This is a genomic window from Fundicoccus sp. Sow4_H7 (genome assembly GCF_052115865.1).
Classification (GTDB): domain Bacteria; phylum Bacillota; class Bacilli; order Lactobacillales; family Aerococcaceae; genus Fundicoccus_A.
This window is the reverse complement of record NZ_JBQKME010000006.1, coordinates 52486-75745: the sequence shown is the minus strand read 5'-3', so window position 1 is coordinate 75745 and position 23260 is coordinate 52486. Positions and strand designations below refer to the sequence as shown.

Genomic DNA, 23260 nt, shown 5'->3' with positions numbered 1-23260 from the left:
TATATTTTTTACTCTTCGGGCAGATCATCTTCAACCATCTCAATATCCGCTCCAAGAGCAGTTAATGATTCAATAATATTGGCGTATCCACGTAAAATATTCTCTACACCGGTAATCACGGTTTCGCCTTCGGCAATTAAGCCTGCAATAACAAGACAAGCACCTGCACGTAAGTCACTAGCTTTAACAGGAGCACCCGTTAATTTGGCAGGGCCGGTAATACGGATAATATCGCCTTCGACTTTAATGTCCGCTCCCATACGGTTTAGTTCAGGAATATGTTTTACCCTTTGTGGATATATGGTATCCATAATGGTCCCTTCACCGTTCGCTTTCACTAGTAAAGGTGTGATGGGTTGTTGTAAGTCCGTTGCAAAACCTGGATAAGGTAATGTTTTAATGCTAACCATCTGTAAGTCATGCGATGGGTGAACATAAATACTATCTTCACCAATCTCCATATTTACGCCCATTTCATCTAGCTTAGCAATGAAACCTTCGATATGTTCAAAAATAACGTTATTTATTTTAACGCCTTCCCCCATCGCAACAGCAGCGGTGATATAAGTACCGGCTTCAATTCTATCGGGGATAATCGTGTGGCTAACGCCGTGTAAACTATCGACACCTTCTATACGAATGACGTTAGTACCTGCTCCACGAATTTTAGCCCCCATTTTGTTCAGTAAGGTAACCACGTCAATAATTTCAGGTTCACGAGCCGCATTTTCGATGATTGTTCTACCTTTAGCTTTAACGGACGCTAAAATGGTATTAATTGTTGCACCTACAGACACAACATCCATATAAATACGTGTTCCTTCTAAGCCATTTGGCGTTGACAGGGTAATCACACCAAACTCATCTTCAATGTCTGCGCCTAAAGCAGTGAAGGCTTTGATATGTTGATCGATTGGACGTGGGCCTAAGAAACAACCTCCTGGTAAACCGATCACGCCTTCACCAAATTTAGTCAAAGTTGATCCCATAAAGTAATAAGAAGCACGTAAGCTTTGAATTTTTCCAGTTGGCATTGGAATAGACACCATCTCAGATGGGTCAATCCGTAAGATATTATTTTCAAAATGTGTTTTAACATTAAAGCCGTCTAAAATTTCAATCAATGAATAGACATCTTGAATATCAGGCACACCTTCTAAAACAACTTCTGAATCCGCTAAAATAGCTGCTGGAATTAAAGCAACAGTACTGTTTTTAGCTCCACTAATTGTCACTTCTCCCTTTAAGGGTTTGTTTCCACGAATAATAATTTTTTTCATAATCGTATACTCCTTGCATCAATCTTTTGTCATCGTATGATAGCGTTCATTCGCTAATTGACTTAATTTTTTATCAATCGTTGATAGACTTTCCCATTGTCTTTCGTCATTTAGACCTGCTAAATGATATAAATCTTTCAGTAATTGATGGATTGCCACGGGGCTCAGCCCAATCCGTGCCTCTACCCAATCCTCATCAACATAAACGATTTCATGCGCCACAATATTACGGAGATACTTTTCAATATTCCGCATACTGTGTGACTTTTCGATCAAGGTCTCATCTTTTGAATTCAACTCAATGATTTTCAACAAATGGCTCGAACTGACATAGTGACTATAATTAAAGCGACTGCCATAAAAATGTTGGAACGTCCGTTGAATCATATTGTCATGGCCTTCAATAGCCGATCGAGACCATTGTAAACCTCGGTACAAAGCATCCCCATCTTCTTTCACCTTCGTGATTGGCTCAATGTATTTATTTAAATCAGGCAATAAATACTTTTGAATAATTAACCGATAAATATCAACTAATAAAGGCGTCAGTGCTCTTAAATAGTCCGCATACTCCTGCCGTTTCAATTGAATCGTCAGATAGTGCCAAAAATTATAGCTACGTTGCTCAAGATAAGTGGGCTGAGTTAAATAAGAATAGCCGGTTGAAGGAGCAAGCCTTTCGATAGCCGAAAGATTGCCTTTAACGATCGCATGAGCTAATCCGACTAGATTAAGGGCATCGGCATCTTGCCATTGGGGATGTTGATGTAAGAAAGAATATAAAGATATATATTGATGGTGTTGGATCGCATGTTCTATCAAATGCAATTGAATGGTTGCATCAGACCGAGTATTGTTTGACACTCATTTTCACCTCATCAATGGACTAGTGTGATCATTTTTTTCTTGCATGTCTGTTTATATTTCACTCATAAGTTTAACATAATACACAAAAAAATACATTGATAAATCATTATAGCCCCAAAACCCCTTAAAATAAATATCTCTGCTTGAAGACGTGAAATTGCTACACAAAAAAACTCGAAATTTAGTCGCAGTGGCTACACTAGCCTTCCTAAACTTCGAGTTTTTCTCTTATCTTTATTTTAAATTAAGCTTCTACTAAAGTTGCTGCCATAGTTGGTAAGTCTTCTTGCTGAATGCCTTGGTAATTTGCTTTCTTCAAGGCTGGTATAGTCATCATAGCTGCAAAACTAATCAGATATAATGAGGCTAAAAACAGCATAACTGCTGGAACACCTGCTACATCTAAAATCAGTCCAATGATAACAGATGAAAATCCTCCGACTGCACGACCAACATTTAAAATGGTGTTATTGGCAATCGAAGAAATTTGATAAGGATACAAGCGCGTAATCATGGCACCATAACCTGCAAACATCCCATTCACAAACAATCCAACGATAGATCCACCAATTAACAATGTCCACGTGCTGTTAGCAAAAGTAAATAAGTAAACAGCCACAGCCGATGACAGTAAAAAGATTCCATATACTAAGCGTGGTCCAAATAAGTCAAGCAACTGACCGAAAACTAACATTCCTAGACACATACCTAAAATAGTCGCAATCATCCATTGCGAAGACCCACTCACACTGATTCCTAAATTACGTTGCATAATCGTTGGCAACCAGTTCATCATTCCAAAATAACCTGCGATTTGAACGGTTGTCATCACCATCAACATCAAAGTTTGATAAGCCAACTTCGGTGTTTTAAACAAATCAGCAATGCTACCTTTTTCAACTGCAACTTCCGCGCTGCCTTGATTATCAATATATAGCTCGGCATCATTAATTGAAAAACGAGCCCAAATGACTAAGGCAATTGGCAGAAGTCCAAATAAGAATAGTCCACGCCAACCAAAAACAGGTGCGATAATTGAGGCTAATAGAGCAGAAACAATCGAACCTATTTGCCCAACAATACCGTTCAGTGAACTAACCCGTCCCATTTTTTCAGAAGGAACAAGTCCTGCCATGATTGAAATGGCCACTCCATATTCACCACCAACTCCAATACCCGCAATAAAACGCATCAAATATAAATAATAAATATCATTGGTAAAGAAAATTAAGCCTGTTGCTACTGAAAAGATAATAATCGTCCATTTAAACACTTTGAATTTATTGTAGCGGTCTGCTAGGACACCAAACAATAATCCTCCTACCAACATTCCTAGGTTGGTGATTGTAGCAATCCACCCACCTTGAGCATCGCTAATACCTAATTGCGCAATGATGGTAGACATTGAAAAAGCTAAAAACATGACGTTTAAATCATCGGTTCCAGAAGCAACAATGGACATAATAATGGCGTTACGTTGTGATTTATTTAAGTTTTTCATATTTTTTCTCCTTTAATGAATGCTCTCGGCATTCTTTATTAAATTCGCAGTGAGATAAGCAGTGATATTTAGTTGTTAGGCCATTGACGGGGGTTCTGGTACCAAGCGGCAAGAGTGTCGTAGTGGTTGGCAAGTTCCGGGCGTTTGACAGCAACATCAATCAAGCTTTTGTAGTTCGTTAAAGTGACTAAGGGAATTTGCGTGCTTGCGAAATTTTCACGACCGGCTTCCAATAAATAATCGAAAATCGCTACACAGCCGAGGACCTTTCCGCCTGCTTCTTTGACTTTCTCGGCAGCGGTTAAGACGCTACTGCCAGTACTAATTAAATCTTCAACCATTACAACTTTTGCGCCTTCATTTAAAAGTCCTTCAATCGCTTTTTGTTTGCCGTGGCCTTTATTGGATGAACGGACATAAATCATAGGCAGATTGAGTTTTTCTGCGACAAAGGCGGCATGCGGAATGCCTGCTGTAGCCGTTCCCGCAATCACTTCAACCTCTGGATAATGTTGGCTGATTAATTGTGCTAAGGCCGTTTCAATTTGATCGCGTTCCTTAGGATGACTCATAATCAATCGATTATCACAGTAAATCGGCGCTTTAATCCCGCTTGCCCAAGTGTAAGGTTCGGTTGGACTTAAATGAATGGCATTGATTTCAAGTAGTAGCTCTGCAACAGTTGAAGATTGGTTCATCGATTATTTTCTCTCCTTAAAGGCTGCCATGCCTGCTTCCCATTGTTGACGAATTTCGTTGTAAACAGCAACTGGATTGTCAGATTGTGTGATTGGACGACCGACTACGATAAAGTCACTACCGACTTCCCCTGCTTCAAATGGGGTCGCAATCCGTTTTTGATCATGGCTATTTTCTTTGTTTAAGCGAATACCCGGTGCAATAGTAATCAACTTATTGTTAGAATAAGTTTTTAATGTCCTTACTTCTTGAGGCGAGCATACCACACCGCTAATACCAGCTTTTACGGCTAATTCTGCATAGTGTGTCACGCTTTCTTTCATAGTCACAGCTAATTTTTGCTCATCACGTAATTGTGAGATGGTTGTTGAAGTTAATTGAGTCACAGCCACCAGTAAAGGCGTTTTACCTGTCTTCTGTGCGGATTTTTCTAGTCCACGGCGAGCCGATTTCATCATTTCAACCCCACCACTGGCATGGATGGTGAGCATATCCACTTCTAATAAGGTTAAGACTTCCATCGCACGTTCAACTGTCGTTGGAATATCATGTAATTTTAAATCTAAAAAGATATCATGTCCGGCTGCTTTTAATTCTTTAATTAATGCAGATCCGTGTGAAAAAAATAATTCCATACCTACTTTAAGGTTTAGTTTCTCGCCTTCAAATGCGCGCAACATTTTAAAAACATCCTCTTGTTCTTGCATGTCTAAGGCAATAATTGGTAAGTTTTTATCCATTTCTTCAGCTCCTCCATCATTACACTTATCGTGTTGTCTCTATTATAAAACAAAAAAAGAGACTAGCAACTAATATCAGTGCCCGTCTCTTAACAAAAATACATCATGTGTCCTATTTATTGGCAGGTAAAAATAGCACAATAAATAGCCTGTTGGTATGTACTTTCATGTTTCACGGAACACGCTTAAAGTAAACCTTGCTGTTTGACATTATAGCATTCGATTGGTGGATGTCAATGAGGAAAATGATGAAAAAATGAAGTCCATTAGATGTTGTAAAACAAAGTTGATTATTGGGACGTGATGGGATCTTTCAGGTGTGTTATAAGCGCATACCGAAAGTCATATACGCTTATAAAATAAGCGGGAAATAACGGGACTTCCCGTCACTTCCCACTTATATTAAAGAGCCCTTACTACCCTGAGTTTCCAATCTTAAGACAATTAGAGAACGGTCACCATTCTGAGATCCGGATAGCCACTCTCAAATCAATTCCAAAGACACCCAACATCTCCAATCCATCATTCCTACAAAAGAAAAAAACCGCCATAAACACTGTTACCCAGCGCTCATGACGGTTATATTTATTAGAATTAAGCTTGTCCAGTTGAACCAAACATATCCATTGTTGCTTTTGTTGTTTCAACAATTGCTTGTACACCTGGTTTTAATACTTTACGTGGGTCGTAAACTTTTTTGTCTGTATCTAACAGTTCACGAACGGCTTTTGTAAATTGTTGTTGTAATTCAGTATTAACATTGATTTTAGCATGTCCATATTCAATCGCACGTTTAACTTGGTGCTCAGGAATACCAGAACCACCATGTAATACTAATGGTGCATTAGTCGCTTCAGAAATAGCTAACATTTCATCGAAACCTAATTTAGGCTCACCATCGTAAGTACCGTGAACAGAACCTAGAGCAGCCGCTAAAGCATCAACACCTGCTTCAGTTACCATACGTTTACATTCTTCTAAGTCAGCGTATTGTACTCCACCAATCACACCGTCTTCTTCACCACCAACAGTACCAACCTCAGCTTCAACAGAAGCGCCACGAGCGTGTGCATAATCAACAACTTTTTTAGATAAAGTAATGTTATCATCAATTGGATCATGTGAACCATCAATCATGACTGAACTAAAGCCAGCATCAATAGCATCTTTACATGTCTCAAAGCTTGAACCATGGTCTAAGTGTAGAGCAACAGGAACAGTAATGTCCATTGTTTCTAATAAGGCATTAACCATTGCTGAAACAACTTTAGTGCCACCCATATATTTTGCTGCACCTTCAGATACACCTAAGATAATAGGTGAGTTATTTTCTTGAGCTGCAGTTAGAACAGCTTGCGTCCATTCTAAGTTATTAATATTGAATTGGCCAACTGCGTACTTTCCTTCTTTTGCTTTGTTAAGCATTTCTGTCATACTTACTAAACGACTCATTAAATTTCCTCCTTGTGATAAACATCTATAATATTATTATAAGCCAACGCAGACTAATTTACTAGCTTAAAGGGTTTGAATAAGCCCTTTCATGAAAAATAAATATCCCCTTTTACCACTAAACTTATGCTTTCGCCTGTTCGGCTTGACGTCGGTAGTCTAAACTTGCAGACACAAATCCATTGAACAAGCTTTGTGGTCGGTTAGGACGTGAAACGAATTCTGGATGAAACTGAGACGCTACAAAAAACGGATGCGATGGTAACTCTATAATTTCAACCAACTTACCGTCTGGACTTAAACCAGAGAATACCATACCATGTTCTTCCATCATCTCACGGTAAGCATTGTTAAATTCATAACGGTGGCGGTGACGTTCCTGAACTTCATCTTGTCCGCCATATAAACGGTGAGCCAAGGTATCCGGTTTAATGACACATGGATACAAGCCTAAACGCAAGGTTCCACCTAAGTCTTCCGCATCTTCTTGATCAACCATTAAATCAATAATCTTATCTTTCGCATCTGCATTTTCTTCGCCTGTATCTGCGCCTTTGATGCCAACAACGTTACGAGCGTATTCGACACAAGCTAATTGCATGCCTAAACAAATACCTAAGAAAGGAATTTGGTTTTCACGCGCATATTGGATAGCTAATAATTTCCCTGCAATACCACGATGACCAAAACCACCTGGCACTAAGATTCCATCCACATCCGCTAACTCTGACTCTAAATTCGATTCTGTCAGATGTTCTGCATCAATCCATTTCACTTCAACATCACTATCTGCTGAAAAACCAGAGTGTTTTAAGGCTTCAACGACAGATAAATAAGCATCTTGCAGTGAAACATATTTACCTACTAGGCCGATTTTAATAGTATTTTTTAAGTTTAAAATTTTATTCGTTAAGTCTTCCCAAGCTTGTAAATCAGCTTCCGGTACATTCAAACCGAAATGGTCCACAACTAATTGATCCATTTTTTGTTCTTGTAAACGTAAAGGGATCGAATATAAAGTCTCTACGTCTAATGACTCAATCACCGCATTGACATTCACATCACAAAATAGAGCTAACTTTTCTTTCATCGAATACGGTAAAGGTTCTTCGGTTCTAACCACTAAAATATTTGGTTGAATCCCTAAACTACGTAACTCTTTCACAGAGTGTTGCGTTGGCTTGGTCTTCATTTCACCAGCAGCTTTTAAATAAGGGACTAGGGTCGTGTGAATATATAACACATTGTTATGACCAACTTGTGACCGCATTTGGCGTAGGGCTTCTAAGAACGGCAGTGATTCAATATCACCAACAGTTCCCCCAACTTCTGTAATCACGATATCCGCATTGGTCGTCTCCCCTGCACGCATAATCTTTTCCTTAATCGCGTTCGTAATATGCGGAATGACTTGTACAGTCGCCCCTAAATAATCTCCACGACGCTCTTTCATTAAGACTTCTGAATAAATTTTACCTGTTGTCACACTAGAGTATTGATTAGCATTTTCATCAATAAAACGTTCATAGTGCCCTAAGTCTAAGTCAGTTTCTGTCCCATCATCCGTTACAAAAACCTCACCATGTTGATAGGGACTCATCGTACCAGGGTCCACATTAATATAAGGATCAAATTTTTGAATCGCAATCTTCAATCCGCGATTTTTCAAGATCCGACCAAGTGAAGCCGCAACAATTCCCTTTCCAATAGAAGAAACGACACCACCTGTTACAAAAATATATTGAGTCATCATTCATTTTCCTTTCTGCAAACCATTAATCTACACTTTTTTGTAAAAAACAAAAATGCTCCCTATTCCATGGAATAGGGAGCATTTATACTGTCCTTGGCTAGCAATGATTGCTAGAGTGCCCAAGTAAAATAATACTTGATTGTCCGTCTTTCGTCAAGAGCAGATTCCTTAGGACTAATCCTCATCCTCATATTCATAATCTTCATCCGCTTCTTCGACTTCCTCTTCATCCTCATCATCAAATTCTTCGAAGTCATCATCTGGAATATCCACTTCAGCATCACCGAGTTCATCTAAATCAGAAACATAAGCGTTTAATTCTTCGTCTTCATCATCGTCTTTATCTTCTTCAGCTAAAATAACAGATAAATCTTCTGTTTCTTCCTCGTCCTCATCCTCATCCTCCGAAGTTGAGTCATAGTCCTCGTCATCATCGTATGCATCATCGCTGTCTTCTGGATCATCATCGTTATAGTCAATCATATCTTCATCTTCAAAGACATTAATTTTACGTTTCTTACGACGTGTACGTTTTGGAAGCTCATCTTCTTCTGAAGACGTAATGATTTCTTCATCAATTGAATCGATTGGGTACCAAACACGCAAACCCCAACGATTTTCACCTAAAGAAATAAAACGACCATCCACATTTAAATCCGTATAAAAACGAGCCATCTTGCTTTCAAGTTGTGTTTCAGTTAAACCTAAATAATTTTGTATTTGAACAAGCAAATCATTGAATTCAATAATGTCACCATGCTCAGTAATGATCGCATGAGCCACTTCAATCAACGACAATTCGCTTTTATTTTGACCGGCAAGTTCTTCTAGTGCCATCAAGCCACTTCCTTCCATATATTCTTAACTATCTTAACGATTTAGCCAGCATAAATCAACTAAAATCTTATGCCTATAACACCGTTAAATGATACTGGTATATTCCCAAAGGCTGATCATTCATTGTCATTTGATAACGAATCTTAATTTGTTTAAGCCCATCCTCTTCTTCAATTACTAATTCCAAGGTTTGAACATTCAATTCCCATACCCCTTGCGGTGTATGATAAGCCGTTAAGGTTTCGACCTCAGGATTAAACCTTAAAGTATACGATGGCTGAATAATCTCTATAATATAGAAGTTATTATTCATGTCTAGCTGCCATTTTATTTCAATGGGGTAACCTTCTTGATCATGGTAACGAATTTTACTATAGGTCCGCAAAACCGTTAGATCCCCTTCACCTTCAAGATAATATTGATCCATGCCTTGATTCATCTGATGGTCAATCTCTTGATGAACTTTAATCTTAATCGGTTGTTGATACATCATTTCACCTCATTTACACTACAAGAATATTATAGCTAATCTCCTTAATAAATATCAATGCTAATGTTACACAAATCAAGAAGCCTTCATCTGTATGTTATCATTTTGTTTCTTTTTGCTAGCTACATAGTTATTACAATAAATTATTGGTATAATAATAATAATTTAATAATGAAGGAGCACTGATTTATGACGGCATTTGACTATATAGAAAATCATCATTGGCATGTTTTTGATGAAAAACATAATCCACACCAAGATTCTGGCAATAGCGCCCTTGCATACCAGGATAGTTTTTTACGTTATGTGCCATTCTTAAACCAAAACCAGTCAAGTAAAAACAACGCGATCCTTCATTTTTACCCTCTACAAAAAGAAGCTATCCTCCTTGGTTCAAAAGATACGCGCCTAAAAGACGTTTTTTCAGCCAATCAATTTTTAGTGGACAGTGGTTATGATGTCTTATTAAGACCTCATGGTGGCTTAGCGGTCGTTAATGAACCAGGCATTTTAAATGTTGGCTTAGTCAGTGATAACCAGCGTTATCCCTTGTCGATTGACTTGGCTTATGAGCAAATGGTACAACTGGTCCAACAGAGTTTAAGTCAATGGAACATTAAAGTTGAAAGTTATGAAATTCCAGATTCTTACTGTCCTGGCCGCTATGATTTAGTCATTGATGGATTGAAAATTGGTGGGATTGCCCAGCGTCGCTTTAAAACAGGCATCACAACGGCAGCCTATATCAGCGTCAATGGCGATCAAGATGCAAGAGCTGAGTTAATTCGTGATTATTATTTAATTGGTCAAGGCGATGAGACTTATCCAAAGGTGAATCCTAATGTGATGACAACGCTAGAAAAAGTTATTGGCGAAGCGATAACCGTTAGTGATTATCAGAGATATTTATTAGAGGTTTTTAAAAGGTTTTCGACGGTTGAAGTGGGAGACTTCAACCAAACTGATTTGGAAGGTTTTTACCAACAGAGTTTTCCGAAAGTGTTTCAAAGGACGTTAAGTGTCCAACCCTAGTCTAATATGAGAGGTGCTTTATGAAGGATTCAAACTATGCATCAAAATCGTTTAGTCGTGAAAAAGTTTTTCGTGACCCTGTTCATGATTATATTCATGTTAAGGACCAGGTCATTCTTGATTTAATTGATACGTCGGAATTTCAACGTTTGCGTCGGATTAAGCAGTTAGGTACGTCTTCTTATACTTTTCACGGGGCTGAGCATACGCGGTTTAACCACTCTTTAGGGGTTTATGAAGTTATGCGTCGGATTGAAAGTAATTTTTCGCGGAATTATCCGTCGCAAACGGAGCATGATGGCTTGTGGGACAGCCAGGAACGCCTGCTTGTTTTGTGTGCCGCCCTCCTGCACGATATTGGCCACGGACCGTTTTCACATACCTTTGAAGGGATATTTAATACGGACCACGAGTTGTTAACACAGGCGATTATTACGTCACCGGAAACGGAGATTAATAAGGTTTTGCGCTCGGTTAGTCCGGATTTTCCAGAATTGGTCGCCAGCGTGATCAATAAAACATATCCAAATAAGCAAGTCGTGCAGTTGATTAGTAGTCAAATTGATGCAGACCGCATGGATTATTTATTGCGGGATGCCTATTATGCGGGGGTTAGTTATGGGACCTTTGATTTAACGCGGATTTTGCGGGTTATTCGTCCTTTTAACCATCAAATTGCTTTTGATTATTCTGGCATGCATGCGGTGGAAGATTATATTGTCAGTCGCTATCAAATGTATATGCAAGTGTATTTTCATCCGGTGTCACGTGGGATGGAGCAGATTTTGCAAAGTTTATTTGCGCGAGCCAAAGAATGTTATTTGAACGCTGATATGCATATGAAGCATCCGGCTAGTTTATTGAAGCCCTTTTTGGAAGGCAATTGGGATTTACAGGATTATCTACGTTTAGATGATCATATCATGAGTTCTTATTTCACGCACTGGTTAGCTGAAGATGATCCGATTTTGGTTGATTTGGCCTATCGCTTTGTGAACCGGAAGCCTTTTAAGTCGATTATTGTGACGAAGGATGAGGTTGTACAGCTCAAGACAGCATTAATGGATGAGTTGGTGCGCGCAGGTTATGACCCGGATTATTATTTTAGTGAAAATAGTAGTTACGACTTACCTTATGATTATTATCGCCCTTACAATACGAGCAATAAAACCCAGATTGAACTGGTAACCAAAACAAACCAAGTGGTCGAATTAGCCACAGTGAGTCCTTTGGTGAATGCTTTGGCGGGGAAAGTCCGTGGCGACTACCGCTTGTACTTCCCTAAAGAATTGTTGAGCGAATTAGAAAACACACCGGCCGACGAATTAAATGAAAATCAAATCATGATTCTTGCGGCTTATGTGACTGAACATAATGATGTCACGCACCATATCCAACAATGGTTGTTTTAGTAGTTGGTGTTATGGTGGGGGATTGTTATTAGACAGTTCAGACGGCTTTATATGTCTATTTAGGCCGCAATTAGACAGAACAGACCGCCTTATATGGCTAACTAAAAGCTAAACCCACCAAAAAAGTTGTTCATCAACTTTTTTGGTGGGTTTTTGGGTTGCAAGCAGTGATATTTATTTTAATGGGTGGTGCTGTGGGCTTGCATGCGGAACATTTCGGCGTATATGCCGTTGGCTTTGAGCAGTTGGCTATGGTTGCCTTGTTCGCGGATGACGCCAGTTTCCAAGACGAGGATTTGATCGGCGTTTTGGATGGTTGAAAGGCGGTGGGCGATGATAAAGGTTGTACGGCCTTCTTTCACGACATCAATGGCTTGTTGGATAAGCTCTTCGGTTTGTGAATCGATATGGGAAGTGGCTTCATCCAAGATAAGGATTTTTGGATTGGTCACCAGAGCGCGGGCAAAGGAAATCAACTGACGTTCACCGGATGACAGGGTTTGGCCTTTTTCGACGACGGGTTCGTGGATGCCTTTGGGCAGCTTATCGATAAGAGATTTGGCGCCGACTTTTTCTAGGGCATCGATGATTTGTTCATCGGTAATGGCGGGATTTTTCATGCTTACATTTGTGGCGATGGTGCCTGAAAAAAGAAAAGGATCTTGTAGGACAATGCCCATTTCTTGGCGGATACTGTCTCGGCTATAGTCTGTAATCCGTTGATTATCAATCAGGATGTCGCCTTCTTGCGGGTCATAGAAACGAAAAAGTAGGTTGATAATCGAGCTCTTACCTGAACCGGTGTGCCCGACAAGGGCAATGGTTTCACCTTGTTTCGCCTGTAAATTAATATTCTTTAAAACAGTTTGATCGCTTGTATAGCCAAAGTTGACGTTTTTAAACACCACATTCCCTTGGGTCACTTTAATGGCAGTTTCGCTATCTTCTTCAATGGGCTCATCTAAAATTTCAAAGACGCGTTTTGCTCCAGCAAGTGCTTGTTGGGACTGGACAATCTGTTGGATTAACATCCCGATGGGACCAAAAAGACGTTCAACATAATTCATAATGATGTACAAGGTTCCAACGGTATAGCCGAGGATGCCGTCCACAAAACGTGTTCCAAGGTAAATCATCAATCCAAAAGTGACTAGGAGGCGTAATAAATTCGATAGGTTCCATGATAACATGGTGTCATAAATCACACTTTTATCACGGTTAGCCAGCCATTTTTTCTTCGTCTCTTCAAATTCCTGATATTGTTTGTCTTCTTGGTGGTAAAGCTGAACCATGGATACCCCTTGGATTAAGTCAGAAATTTGTGTGTTAACCGATCCTTCCATTTCACGCCAACTCGCATTAAGAGGCGTTGTTAGGCGAATATAACCAATTTGCCATAAAATAATCACAACAATTAAAATCGTCATTGGAATTGTAAATTCTGGCATCACAATAATAACAGCGATATAAATACCGATTAAATACATAATATTCACGACCGATTGCGATCCAAATGCATGGAAAAAGTTTTGCCGAATCACTTCGGTGTCATTAATAATTCTTGACGAAATTTGCCCTGGAGGCTTGTTGTCAAAAAACGACACGGGAAGTTTTTGCATATGGGTATAAGCTTGGTCACGAATGATTTTTCCTTGATAATTAGCAATTCTTTGGACAATAAAACTACTGATATATTGCAATAAACCTGCCAAAATAATCAAACCAATAAATATCCCAAACAAGCGGAAAACATAAGCAAAGTCTAAAGCCTCTCCCGCATTTAATTGTTGAGAAATATAATCAATCATCTGGCCGTTAATAATCGGTGAATACAGCGACAAAGCTGTCGAAAGCCCTAAGAAAATAACTCCCAGTAAATACATGGGCCATTTGTAGCGATAGTAAGTTAATAAGCGTTTAAATGTTTTCATAGTCACCTTCCTCTTCCATTTGTTGGGCTAAGTGCTGGCTGTAGTACCATCCTTTTTGCTCAAGCAAGGCATGAGGTGTCCCTTCCTCAACGACTCGTCCATCTTGAATCACATAAATAAAATCTGCGTGACTAACGGCAGATAGACGGTGCGTCACAATGATATTGGTTTGATTTTTTCGATAGGATTGGATGTTTTTGATGATATTTATTTCAGTTTTCGCATCAACCGCTGAAAGTGAATCATCTAAAATTAACAAGTCGGCTTTACGAATTAAGGCGCGAGCTATCGAAATCCGTTGCTTTTGCCCTCCGGAAATCGAGACACCTTTTTCACCAATAAGTGTATCTAATCCTTGTGGCATGTTCACTAGGTCTTTTCTTAAGTCGGCGGCATCAATGGCTGCATCGAGCTCTGCTTGGGTTGCCTTCGGTTTACCGACCAAGATATTTTCGCGAACTGTCCTTGAGAATAGAATGTGATCTTGTGGCACATAGCCGATCATGCTTTCCACGTCTTTTATCTTATAGTCGATAATGTTTTGATCGTTAATGAGTAGCTCCCCTTGTTTGCCAATAGGGTATTGGCGGAGAAATTGGCGAACAAGTGTGGTTTTCCCACTCCCCGTTTTACCGACAATCCCAATCGTTTGACCTTTATTGATCCGTATATTTATGCCACTTAGGTTTTCAGTGCTGCTTTTTGGAAAGCTAAAGCCATAATCATTAAAAGCAATGGTATTTATTTGGGTTAAGGGGGTTTGTCCCTCTAATTCAACGGTGTTTTTGGCATGGAGCAGTTCATTGATTTTTCCGAATGAAATCACGCCTTGTTTGTAGCCCGGAATTAAGTCCGCAAATCCCCAAACGGTGTGAGACAACATTTGGATATAGATTAAGGTGACCACTAGTTGGCCAACGGAAAGTTCACCTTGCCCAATCAAATAGGCGCTATAGATCATGCCGATTGCTGAACTGAGTCCCACCATCACGCTACTCAAAGGACCATAAATTGAGTTTAGGGCAACTAAATCATTCGAACGTTTCATGGCTAGTGTCGTTGCTACGTTAAATGATTCCACACTTCCCGTTCGACTACTGTAGGCACGAATCACACGGACACCATCCACTCCTTCAAGGACCTCACTACTTAAAGAAGAAACAGCTTCACGGTTGAGTTCGTACCGTTTTTGAACAATCTGACTGACCGTATAAATAATAAATATTAGAATAATTAAAGGGATAAGAGCCGCTAGCGTCACCTTCCAAGAAATCGTAACAATCATGACTAGGATAATACTGACAACCCATAAAACATCTCCAACTGCAACCATAAAACCGTAACCAACCAGCTCTCCCATAAAGACAATATCACTGGTCATGCGGGTTAAGATTTCACCTGAGCGGAATTGTTCGTAAAAAGGTGACCGTAATTCAAGTAATTTTCTAAATAAATTCAAACGGGTTTCTTTTTCGTAGCGGCGTGAATGGCTGAATAAGAAAGTTCCCCAGACACTATCCATACAAAATAATAAAATACTCGCCGCTAGGAAAATCAAGCCTAGCTTAGTTAAGCGCGGACCATTTAGTGTCCCTTCAACGACCCCATCAATGAATTGTTGAATTATATAGTTTGGGATGATCGTTAGAAGTGAAGCGAGTAAAGATGAAAGAAAAATAAGTAAATATATCCATTTATGTCGTTTAATAAATTGCCAAATGTTTGCTATCATGTAAAATCCCTCTCTAATTTTGCATCAAAAAAACGCCGCAGGAAAGCTCTTCCTTCGGCGTCAAAAAGACATTATTATCCAACACAAACCTCCTAAATGAAGGCTCGTTAAATTAGATAATCTTATTGAAAGAAAGAAGCTTGATTATTAGTGTATTTGTATGAAAAACAACTGTGTTGTACATAGTCAAAACCCCTTTCTTTATTTGATAGACTAACTATAACCTAGTTTTTATTGAATGTAAAACAAAAGCTTAATATTTGTTTAATTTATTTTAGCGTTTCGTCACCAGACGGATAAGTAAATTAAAAATCAATTGACTAATGAAGACAATTAATAAAATCAAAATAGTGGAAACAAGAATAATATCCATCCGGTTTCGGTTGTATCCGCGGGCGATAGCGATTGTTCCCAGACCACCTCCACCAACAACCCCAGCCATAGCAATTAAGCCAATGACATTGATGACTGTAGACGCACTTACCCGCAACAGGGCTGGTAGTCCTTCACGTAAATAAACACGATAAATAATTTCCCAAGGGCTAGATCCCATCGCTTGAGCTGCTTCAACGACACCTGGGTCTACTTCAAGCAAGGCAATCTCAACTTGGCGGGCAAAAAAAGGAATGGTCGCAACAATAATGGGTACTGAAGCTGCGGTCGAACCAATCCGGCTTCCGACAATCCATGAAGTGAAACCACCTAATAAAGCCAATAGAATAATAAAGGGAATGGAACGAAAAATATTGATGAACACATCACAGATTTTGTAGATTAGAGCTTGCTCTAAAATACCCTTAGGTCCTGTAATCGTAATTAAAATCCCTAATAAGAGACCAAAAAAACCAGCAAATATAATCGTAAGGCCTAGCATATAGAGGGTTTCCCAAGTTGCTTCCATCAGCATGTCACGCATTTCCCAAATAACCAACCATTGTTCTTGTAACTGACTTAAAATGGTCGCTAACATCAGTTTGTCCCCCTTCCTTGATTGCTAACGGCTTGTCCCTTACGAACAAGTGGTTCTAACAAGCTTTGCATTGATTCAACTTTTACATCATGTTCTTCTAAATAATGAATCCCTGCTTGAATTTGATTTGGTTCACCATTCATGGCTACCAGCAGATTACCTACCGGAGTATTTTGGATAATTTCAATGTGACCGTATAAGACATTTATTTCTAAATTAAAGCTTGTTATCACTTGTGAAAGTAGCGGAACCGTCGCATCTTCACCGATATATTTAATCCGAACCATAGTATAATCACGGCTCAAACGCAATGTCGACGGATGGTTTAATACAGTATCCAATTCTTGGTCAAAATGCGTTGCTGTGTTGATAAATTCTTTCGTTAATTCTTTCTGTGGATTCGTGAAAATATTTAAAATAGTATCTTCTTCAATGACGCGACCATTCCCCATAACGGCGACACGGTCGCATAAGTCTTTAACAACAGCCATTTCATGGGTAATAATAACGATGGTGATATTTAATTTTTGATTGAGTTCTTTAAGTAAATCTAAAATTGATGACGTTGTTTTGGGATCAAGGGCACTCGTTGCCTCGTCACACAAAAGAATGTCTGGATCATTGGCTAAAGCGCGGGCAATCGCTACCCTTTGCTTTTGTCCACCGGATAACTGGCTGGGATAACTATCCGTTTTTTCTTTTAAACCAACTAAATCGAGTAGTTCAGCTACTTTTTGCGCAATTTGTTGGCGGTTTAAACCACTGCCTCTTAAAGGATAGGCAACATTTTCAAAAATGGTCCGCGATTCCATCAAATTAAAATGTTGGAAAATCATCCCGATCTTTTTACGAGCATCTCTTAATTCACGAGGTCTCAAATCCATCATTAGTAAACCATTAACGGTCACCGTTCCTTTGGTAGGACGTTGCAGTAAATTGATGGTTCGAACCAGTGTACTCTTTCCTGCCCCACTATAACCAACAATCCCGTAAATTTCGCCTTTGTTAATAGTTAGGGAGACATCTTTTACAGCAGTAACCACCCGCTCACCGTTATTAAATACCACATCAATATTACGAAGTTCAATCATTTTAGTCACTCCTTACAGCACAAATAAATTATACAAATATAACATAAAAGGAATCGATAAAATCGACATAATGGTTGTACCAAACACAAGTTTAGCACCATGCTCATAATCGCCACCATATAAATGACTAAATATCGCTGTTGTCATCGCTGAAGGACCTGCTTGAAGCATGACGAGGATAAAGCCTGTATGGTAATCAATATTTGGTAGTAATAAGACGCCGATTAAAGCAATCGCTGGAAATAAAAATAGTCGGAAAAAGACTACTTCCCACATACGGCGACTCGAAAAATAATCGCTTAATGAAAAATCTACAAAATAACTCCCTAAGCAAACCATCGCTAAAGGCGTATATAAACCTGTTAAGGTATTAAAAATGGAGTTCAATAGCGGAGGTAAGCTTGCACCTGTTAAAAGAAAAACAATCCCAACCGCTACACCAATATACATAGGATTTTGCCAAAATTTTCTCTTTGGAGCTGTCCCTGACACCATGGGTAAACCAATGGTCCAATTTAGGATAGTGTGAACCACCATCATCCCTGTCGTTAAAAATAAATACTCTTCTCCAAAAACAGCTAACGTTAAGGGAATGCCAATAAAACCTGTATTTGAAAAAATAACTGCATACTGATCAATCTGTCGATTATAACGCCCCAGTATCCATCTCATTCCCAACAAACGGACCATTGTAAAGAATAAATATAAACTCATCCCATAGAAAAGTTGGATTAATTGGTCAGAAGTAAAGCCTCCTAAAAATGACTTCGCCGTCACTAGAGGCGTCAGATAGACTGTGATAATTTTGTTGAGCTCAGAAATGGTTTGACCGGATAAGTCCTTACGTTTTACTAGTACATAACCACATAAGCTCAGTATAAACATGACAATTAGCTGTTGAACTACAATAATAATAAACGACATGAGCAATTTAATCCTTTCATAATAAAATGGTTGTTCTATAGCCAGTGTGGCTATAAAAATAGAAACTTGAGTTATTTGTTTTTATTATACCTTATTATTGAAAGCTTGTTACTATAAACTGAATCTTTTCTTAAGCTTTATGGGATAGTGGGGTGATTTTATGGTAGGGTTCTAAAAATTATGAAAGTTTATTTGGTTGTTGTAAGGGGGGATTGTTGGTTCGGGTGTAGAAAATAAAGGGGAAGTGATAGGACGGATGTAACCTAAGGAGGGCTCGGAGGCATGCGTTATCAGAACGCCTGGACCCTTTTTGAGATAGAGGCCATATAATTGTGTAAAACCATAACATTAGTTTTGGTTCTGTCGAACTAATGAGGCTAAAATATTAAGCTCAGTGTGGTGATATAAAAGTCAACTTAAAAATCCCAATTTGTCTCACTTAAGATTCCCCACTTTTTCGTGGAGATAGTTTGTCTTTAATTCGATAAGAAGGTCCTGTTATATTAATTAGAAAAGAATGATGTAAAATACGATCGATAATCGCCTTTGTTAACATTTCATCTTGTCCCATAATGGTATGCCATTTGTCGAAGGTTAAGTTACTCGTAAATATCGTTGATCGTTTTGTATATCGCATATCGATTAATTGAAAGAATAATTTCGCTTCAAGGGGACTTATTTCATTAAATCCTACTTCATCAATCACGAGCAACTTATATTTGAAGAATAACTTTATTTTTCGTTCGAGCGTTCCTTCCTGATAAGCTGTCTTTAAGGCATGGATTAATTTATTAAATTTAATAAAATAAACACTATTACGTTTAATCGCGACACTATAGCTAATCGCTATCGCTAAATGTGTTTTTCCTGTACCTGGATTTCCTACTAATACGACGTTTTTTGCCTCTTTATAAAAGGTTGATTCAATAATCGTTCTTATTTGATCTTCTTCAATACTCGGTTGAAACGTGAAGTCGTAATCGTCAATGGTCTTTAAGTAAGGGAAAGCAGCGACTTTAACATTATATAAACGGTTATTTTCTTCCTTTGCTTCCACTTCTTTTGCTAGTATTTTATATAAGCCAGATAATTCCGCATTGCTCAGTTGATGTTCTTGATATAATTGTTCTAAATAGTGCTGTGCTGATTTAAATTTTAAATACTGTAATTGCTCTTGTACTTTAAGATAGATTGTCATAACGGATCTCTCCTAATTCCATTGAGATAAGACTCGGTTTTGTCGTTGCTTCTATTTTACTTGTTTCCTCTTGTGGTTTTGCATAATACAATTGGTGCTCTGGTTTTATGTTGAACGGTTGATTGGTTATAGGATGACTATCAATGATATTTCCGTTATAATAAATATAAAGTTTATTGTTTTGAACGATAATGTCTACTTGCTTACCGATAAATTCTTTTGGAACAGAATATTTATTGTACCGGTATTGAAAGAGAAAGTCGTTGGTAACATGAACTTTTTTTAAGTTGAAGGTGATAAGGTCTTCTGACTGCCAAGGAGGGTAGCGGGACTAAATCACCTTTTTCTTTTTCTAATAAGAAACACCGTGGCAACCTTGTCGCTTGAGAAGCGGCTTTATTATCTTGTTCATTCAGTTGTTTTAATCGATGATGCATTGCCAATATTCCTTCATAGGTTCCGTTATAGTTATATAGTTGTTCTACCCATTTGTTTTGCGTTTCCGTTCTTCCTTTTGTTTGAGGACGATACGGCATACAAGGCAGTGGCTCAATACCATAATTTTTACAGAATTCTGAAAATCGTGAGTTTAGGATGGCTTTGTCTCCCGTGCTCGTTCGTGGCTTTTCGACAAATGCTTTCAAATTATCAATGACTAATTCTCGTGGTGCTCCGCCAATTTCTTCAAATGCTTCTGCTAAAAATGATAGTAAGTTATCTGTTGTCAAATTTAATATCAGTCGACGAACATTGTAACGTGACCATGAAAGAGTTAACGTTGGAATATAAACTGTAATGGTCTGCCCTTCTTCCGTTACTAATTTTACTTTTTCTTTCAAATCGAATTGGGCTTGTTGACCCGGTTGAGTTTTAAATCGTTGTATGAACTCCGTTTTATTATGTTTTTGGAATGACAGACGCAAGTCTTCATCATTCACAATATAGCGATAAAAAGTAGAACGGGCACAGGTGATATGATGTTCTCTTTGCATAAAATAAAAAAGGTGATCAATATAGCTGAAATGACGCGGTGAATCATAAAGGTAGGAAAGCATCAGTGGTTTAAAATCATCTAAATACTTTTTTCTCTTTCATGTCGTCTTTGGTATTACGCCTTCTAATCTCTTCTTAACTGTTTTTCGGTCACAGTTTAATTCACGTGAAATCTTTGATAGATTCAATTTAATTTCTCCTTTCTGATACCATTCACTTAACCTGGATAAATCATCTAATGATGTTATTGTGATCTTTGCAATCTCTGACATAATCATTCCTCCTAATGGAATAATTATATCAAAAAAGATTACCTCAATTGTTTTTGTAACTGGGGAAAGTTACGTGCAACAAATTGGGTAATCTTATTGTAACTTTTATAGATGACGAGTATCCCTTTATGTACTCGTTGAGAAAACGAGGGACACTTTGGGTACTCGTTAAGTAAACGAGGGACACTTTGGATACTCGTTGGAAAAACGAGGGACACTTTGGGTACTCGTTAAGAAAACGAGGGACACTTTGGGTACTCGTTAAGTAAACGAGGGACACTTTGGGTACTCGTTGAGAAAACGAGGAACACTTTGGGTACTCGTTGAGAAAACGAGGGACACTTTGGGTACTCGTTAAAAAAACGAGGGACACTTTGGCTACTCGTTGAGAAAACGAGGGACACTTTGGATACTCGTTAAAAAAACGAGGGACACTTTGGGTACTCGTTAAAAAAAACGAGGGACACTTTGGATACTCGTTAAAAAAACGAGGAACACTTTGGGTACTCGTTGAGAAAACGAGGGACACTTTGGCTACTCGTCAGAAAAACGAGGGACACTTTGGGTACTCGTTGAGAAAACGAGGGACACTTTGGGTACTCGTCAGAAAAACGAGGGACACTTTGGGTACTCGTTAAGAAAACGAGGGACACTTTGGGTACTCGTTGAGAAAACGAGGGACACTTTGGGTACTCGTTGAGAGGACGTGGCAATTAATTTACACATTTTTGATTTAGGGGGGACGCGTTCAACAAAACACACAAAAAACGAATAATTGTTTCTTTGCTAACAAGAAAAAAGCCATGCCCTTTCCCCTCATAACAGACACACACCCTTACAGTCTTCACCATTTTTCACTCTCATATGTTGCTTTCATCTTGAATGTGTTAAACTGATTAAAACTAAAGGCGGTGTTTTATGGAAAATTATATACTCAATCAAAATCTTGCAGGCATAACTTCAAGTCCTATCCGCGCTTTTAATGAACAAATTAAATCGATTGATGATCTCATCTATCTCACAATTGGAGAACCCGATTTCCCAACTCCAACTGCCATTAAAAAAGCAGCAATCGATGCCATTCAGCATAAGAGCAATGGATATACCCATTCCAGTGGTTTACTCGAATTACGTCAAGCCATTGCCAATTTTATACAACGTCATTATCAACTCAGCTATGATCCTGAAAGTGAAATTATCGTGACACATGGAGCAACGCAAGCGCTCTTTGCTTCTTTTTTAACCTTACTCAATCCTGGTGATAAAGTCATTACGCCAAGCCCTAATTACGTTATTTACAAAACCCATGTTGCCCTAGCCAACGGTTCTTTAGTTACCATTGATGTCAGCAATAATGCCTTTAAACTAACACCAGAGCATATCGAAGCTAGTTTAAAAGAACATCCTGAAACCAAGGTACTACTGCTCAACTTCCCAACCAATCCAACCGGTGTTACCTATAGTCGGACTGAACTTGAAGCCATCGTTGAAGTCGCTAGAGCCCATCAACTGTACATTGTTTCGGATGAGATTTATGCCGAATTAACCTATGAAGCCGACCATGTATCGGTTGCGACTCTATATCCCGAAAGAACCCTTTTAATTAATGGTCTTGTCAAATCACATGCTATGACTGGATGGCGCAGTGGCTTTATTGCCGGTCCAAAGGAAATTTTAAAGGAGCTATATAAAGTCCACCAAGCAACCATCAACACTCCCAATACTCAAATGCAATATGCCAGCATCAAAGCCTACAATGATTGCGATGAAGACAGCCGTATGATGCGGGAAGAATATTTAAAACGCCGTAATTATTTAGTTAAAGCCTTTGACGAACTTGGTTTTGAGCTATCCAACCCCGAAGGAGCTTTTTATTTATTTATTAAAGTCCCGCAATGGTTTAATGGATCTGATTTGGATTTTTGCCTTGCTTTGGCGCATGAGGCAAAAGTGGGGGTGGTTCCAGGTTCTGGTTTTGGTGATGCAGGTAAAGGTTACTTTAGATTAAGCTATGCTACAAAGATGTCCGACTTAGAAGAAGCCATCCGCCGTATAACGAATTTCGTTAAACAAAATAAATAAAAAA

At 38.7% G+C, this 23260-nt stretch carries 21 protein-coding genes; 3 read left to right on the top strand and 18 right to left on the bottom strand.

The window, feature by feature from the left end; translation table 11 throughout:
* Positions 1-8 precede the first annotated feature (8 nt).
* The 9 genes from ACTQ54_RS07375 to ACTQ54_RS07335 all read right to left on the bottom strand — a co-directional run bounded on the left by ACTQ54_RS07375 (position 9) and on the right by ACTQ54_RS07335 (position 9622).
* Positions 9-1280, bottom strand: a complete 1272-nt coding sequence (locus ACTQ54_RS07375) for a UDP-N-acetylglucosamine 1-carboxyvinyltransferase (RefSeq protein WP_441755539.1) — start codon at positions 1278-1280, stop codon at positions 9-11.
* 18 nt (positions 1281-1298) lie between these two features.
* Positions 1299-2144 (bottom strand): hypothetical protein, encoded by an 846-nt coding sequence (locus ACTQ54_RS07370; RefSeq protein WP_441755538.1) that lies wholly within the window; start codon positions 2142-2144, stop codon positions 1299-1301.
* Positions 2145-2391: 247 nt separating this feature from the next.
* Entirely contained in the window at positions 2392-3648 is a 1257-nt protein-coding gene (locus ACTQ54_RS07365; protein WP_441755536.1) for an MFS transporter, read from the bottom strand.
* A gap of 68 nt (positions 3649-3716) precedes the next feature.
* Positions 3717-4346: an orotate phosphoribosyltransferase gene (gene pyrE / locus ACTQ54_RS07360; RefSeq protein WP_441755532.1), complete on the bottom strand. Its 630-nt coding sequence runs from the start codon at positions 4344-4346 to the stop codon at positions 3717-3719.
* A 3-nt stretch (positions 4347-4349) separates the two neighbouring features.
* Positions 4350-5087 carry an orotidine-5'-phosphate decarboxylase gene (gene pyrF / locus ACTQ54_RS07355; RefSeq protein ID WP_441755531.1) on the bottom strand — a complete coding sequence of 246 codons (738 nt, stop codon included), beginning with the start codon at positions 5085-5087 and terminating at the stop codon, positions 4350-4352.
* 594 nt (positions 5088-5681) lie between these two features.
* Positions 5682-6539, bottom strand: a complete 858-nt coding sequence (fba, locus tag ACTQ54_RS07350; protein WP_441755529.1) for a class II fructose-1,6-bisphosphate aldolase — start codon at positions 6537-6539, stop codon at positions 5682-5684.
* A 124-nt stretch (positions 6540-6663) separates the two neighbouring features.
* Positions 6664-8289 (bottom strand): CTP synthase, encoded by a 1626-nt coding sequence (locus ACTQ54_RS07345; protein ID WP_441755527.1) that lies wholly within the window; start codon positions 8287-8289, stop codon positions 6664-6666.
* Between the two features lie 177 nt (positions 8290-8466).
* Entirely contained in the window at positions 8467-9129 is a 663-nt protein-coding gene (rpoE, locus tag ACTQ54_RS07340; RefSeq protein ID WP_441755525.1) for a DNA-directed RNA polymerase subunit delta, read from the bottom strand.
* A 73-nt stretch (positions 9130-9202) separates the two neighbouring features.
* The gene (locus ACTQ54_RS07335; protein ID WP_441755523.1) at positions 9203-9622 is read right to left on the bottom strand and encodes a DUF1934 family protein; all 420 of its coding nucleotides are present in this window, start codon (positions 9620-9622) and stop codon (positions 9203-9205) included.
* A 186-nt stretch (positions 9623-9808) separates the two neighbouring features.
* Here ACTQ54_RS07335 and ACTQ54_RS07330 point away from each other — a divergent pair, with 186 nt between their 5' ends.
* Both ACTQ54_RS07330 and ACTQ54_RS07325 read left to right on the top strand, forming a co-directional pair.
* Positions 9809-10651, top strand: a complete 843-nt coding sequence (locus ACTQ54_RS07330) for a lipoate--protein ligase family protein (protein WP_441755521.1) — start codon at positions 9809-9811, stop codon at positions 10649-10651.
* A 20-nt stretch (positions 10652-10671) separates the two neighbouring features.
* Positions 10672-12063, top strand: coding sequence for an HD domain-containing protein (locus ACTQ54_RS07325; protein ID WP_441755519.1), 1392 nt, complete (start codon positions 10672-10674; stop codon positions 12061-12063).
* 179 nt (positions 12064-12242) lie between these two features.
* On the opposite strand, the gene ACTQ54_RS07320 is transcribed toward ACTQ54_RS07325, so the two are convergent.
* From ACTQ54_RS07320 to ACTQ54_RS07280, 9 genes are all read right to left on the bottom strand, one after another.
* Positions 12243-13994, bottom strand: a complete 1752-nt coding sequence (locus ACTQ54_RS07320; RefSeq protein ID WP_441755517.1) for an ABC transporter ATP-binding protein — start codon at positions 13992-13994, stop codon at positions 12243-12245.
* Entirely contained in the window at positions 13981-15726 is a 1746-nt protein-coding gene (locus ACTQ54_RS07315) for an ABC transporter ATP-binding protein (protein ID WP_441755515.1), read from the bottom strand. The genes ACTQ54_RS07320 and ACTQ54_RS07315 overlap by 14 nt, the downstream gene beginning before the upstream one ends.
* A 274-nt stretch (positions 15727-16000) precedes the next feature.
* Positions 16001-16696 (bottom strand): methionine ABC transporter permease, encoded by a 696-nt coding sequence (locus tag ACTQ54_RS07310; RefSeq protein WP_441755514.1) that lies wholly within the window; start codon positions 16694-16696, stop codon positions 16001-16003.
* Entirely contained in the window at positions 16696-17787 is a 1092-nt protein-coding gene (locus ACTQ54_RS07305; protein ID WP_441755512.1) for a methionine ABC transporter ATP-binding protein, read from the bottom strand. Before ACTQ54_RS07305 ends, ACTQ54_RS07310 begins: the two co-directional genes overlap by 1 nt.
* 12 nt (positions 17788-17799) lie before the next feature.
* Positions 17800-18711, bottom strand: a complete 912-nt coding sequence (locus tag ACTQ54_RS07300; protein WP_441755510.1) for an AEC family transporter — start codon at positions 18709-18711, stop codon at positions 17800-17802.
* Positions 18712-19150: 439 nt separating this feature from the next.
* Entirely contained in the window at positions 19151-19909 is a 759-nt protein-coding gene (gene istB / locus ACTQ54_RS07295; RefSeq protein ID WP_441755508.1) for an IS21-like element helper ATPase IstB, read from the bottom strand.
* Positions 19893-20207: a Mu transposase domain-containing protein gene (locus ACTQ54_RS07290; protein ID WP_441755675.1), complete on the bottom strand. Its 315-nt coding sequence runs from the start codon at positions 20205-20207 to the stop codon at positions 19893-19895. The genes istB and ACTQ54_RS07290 overlap by 17 nt, the downstream gene beginning before the upstream one ends.
* A complete protein-coding gene (locus tag ACTQ54_RS07285) occupies positions 20143-20901 on the bottom strand; it encodes a DDE-type integrase/transposase/recombinase (protein ID WP_441755506.1) in 759 nt (252 codons plus the stop codon). The genes ACTQ54_RS07290 and ACTQ54_RS07285 overlap by 65 nt, the downstream gene beginning before the upstream one ends.
* 99 nt (positions 20902-21000) lie before the next feature.
* Entirely contained in the window at positions 21001-21174 is a 174-nt protein-coding gene (locus ACTQ54_RS07280; RefSeq protein ID WP_159443805.1) for a hypothetical protein, read from the bottom strand.
* 918 nt (positions 21175-22092) lie between these two features.
* On the opposite strand from ACTQ54_RS07280, the gene ACTQ54_RS07275 reads away from it, so the two are divergent.
* Positions 22093-23256 (top strand): pyridoxal phosphate-dependent aminotransferase, encoded by a 1164-nt coding sequence (locus ACTQ54_RS07275; RefSeq protein WP_441755504.1) that lies wholly within the window; start codon positions 22093-22095, stop codon positions 23254-23256.
* Positions 23257-23260 lie beyond the last annotated feature (4 nt).

Coding starts and splice junctions, on each gene's coding strand:
- rpoE (WP_441755525.1), bottom strand. CDS start 9,129: ATGGCACTAGAAGAACTTGCCGGTCAAAATAAAAGCGAATTGTCGTTG.
- ACTQ54_RS07305 (WP_441755512.1), bottom strand. CDS start 17,787: ATGATTGAACTTCGTAATATTGATGTGGTATTTAATAACGGTGAGCGG.
- ACTQ54_RS07345 (WP_441755527.1), bottom strand. CDS start 8,289: ATGACTCAATATATTTTTGTAACAGGTGGTGTCGTTTCTTCTATTGGA.
- ACTQ54_RS07325 (WP_441755519.1), top strand. CDS start 10,672: ATGAAGGATTCAAACTATGCATCAAAATCGTTTAGTCGTGAAAAAGTT.
- ACTQ54_RS07335 (WP_441755523.1), bottom strand. CDS start 9,622: ATGATGTATCAACAACCGATTAAGATTAAAGTTCATCAAGAGATTGAC.
- ACTQ54_RS07310 (WP_441755514.1), bottom strand. CDS start 16,696: ATGTTAGCGACCATTTTAAGTCAGTTACAAGAACAATGGTTGGTTATT.
- ACTQ54_RS07275 (WP_441755504.1), top strand. CDS start 22,093: ATGGAAAATTATATACTCAATCAAAATCTTGCAGGCATAACTTCAAGT.
- ACTQ54_RS07315 (WP_441755515.1), bottom strand. CDS start 15,726: ATGATAGCAAACATTTGGCAATTTATTAAACGACATAAATGGATATAT.
- fba (WP_441755529.1), bottom strand. CDS start 6,539: ATGAGTCGTTTAGTAAGTATGACAGAAATGCTTAACAAAGCAAAAGAA.
- pyrF (WP_441755531.1), bottom strand. CDS start 5,087: ATGGATAAAAACTTACCAATTATTGCCTTAGACATGCAAGAACAAGAG.
- ACTQ54_RS07280 (WP_159443805.1), bottom strand. CDS start 21,174: ATGTCAGAGATTGCAAAGATCACAATAACATCATTAGATGATTTATCC.
- ACTQ54_RS07365 (WP_441755536.1), bottom strand. CDS start 3,648: ATGAAAAACTTAAATAAATCACAACGTAACGCCATTATTATGTCCATT.
- pyrE (WP_441755532.1), bottom strand. CDS start 4,346: ATGAACCAATCTTCAACTGTTGCAGAGCTACTACTTGAAATCAATGCC.
- ACTQ54_RS07300 (WP_441755510.1), bottom strand. CDS start 18,711: ATGTCGTTTATTATTATTGTAGTTCAACAGCTAATTGTCATGTTTATA.
- ACTQ54_RS07285 (WP_441755506.1), bottom strand. CDS start 20,901: ATGCAAAGAGAACATCATATCACCTGTGCCCGTTCTACTTTTTATCGC.
- ACTQ54_RS07330 (WP_441755521.1), top strand. CDS start 9,809: ATGACGGCATTTGACTATATAGAAAATCATCATTGGCATGTTTTTGAT.
- istB (WP_441755508.1), bottom strand. CDS start 19,909: ATGACAATCTATCTTAAAGTACAAGAGCAATTACAGTATTTAAAATTT.
- ACTQ54_RS07375 (WP_441755539.1), bottom strand. CDS start 1,280: ATGAAAAAAATTATTATTCGTGGAAACAAACCCTTAAAGGGAGAAGTG.
- ACTQ54_RS07320 (WP_441755517.1), bottom strand. CDS start 13,994: ATGAAAACATTTAAACGCTTATTAACTTACTATCGCTACAAATGGCCC.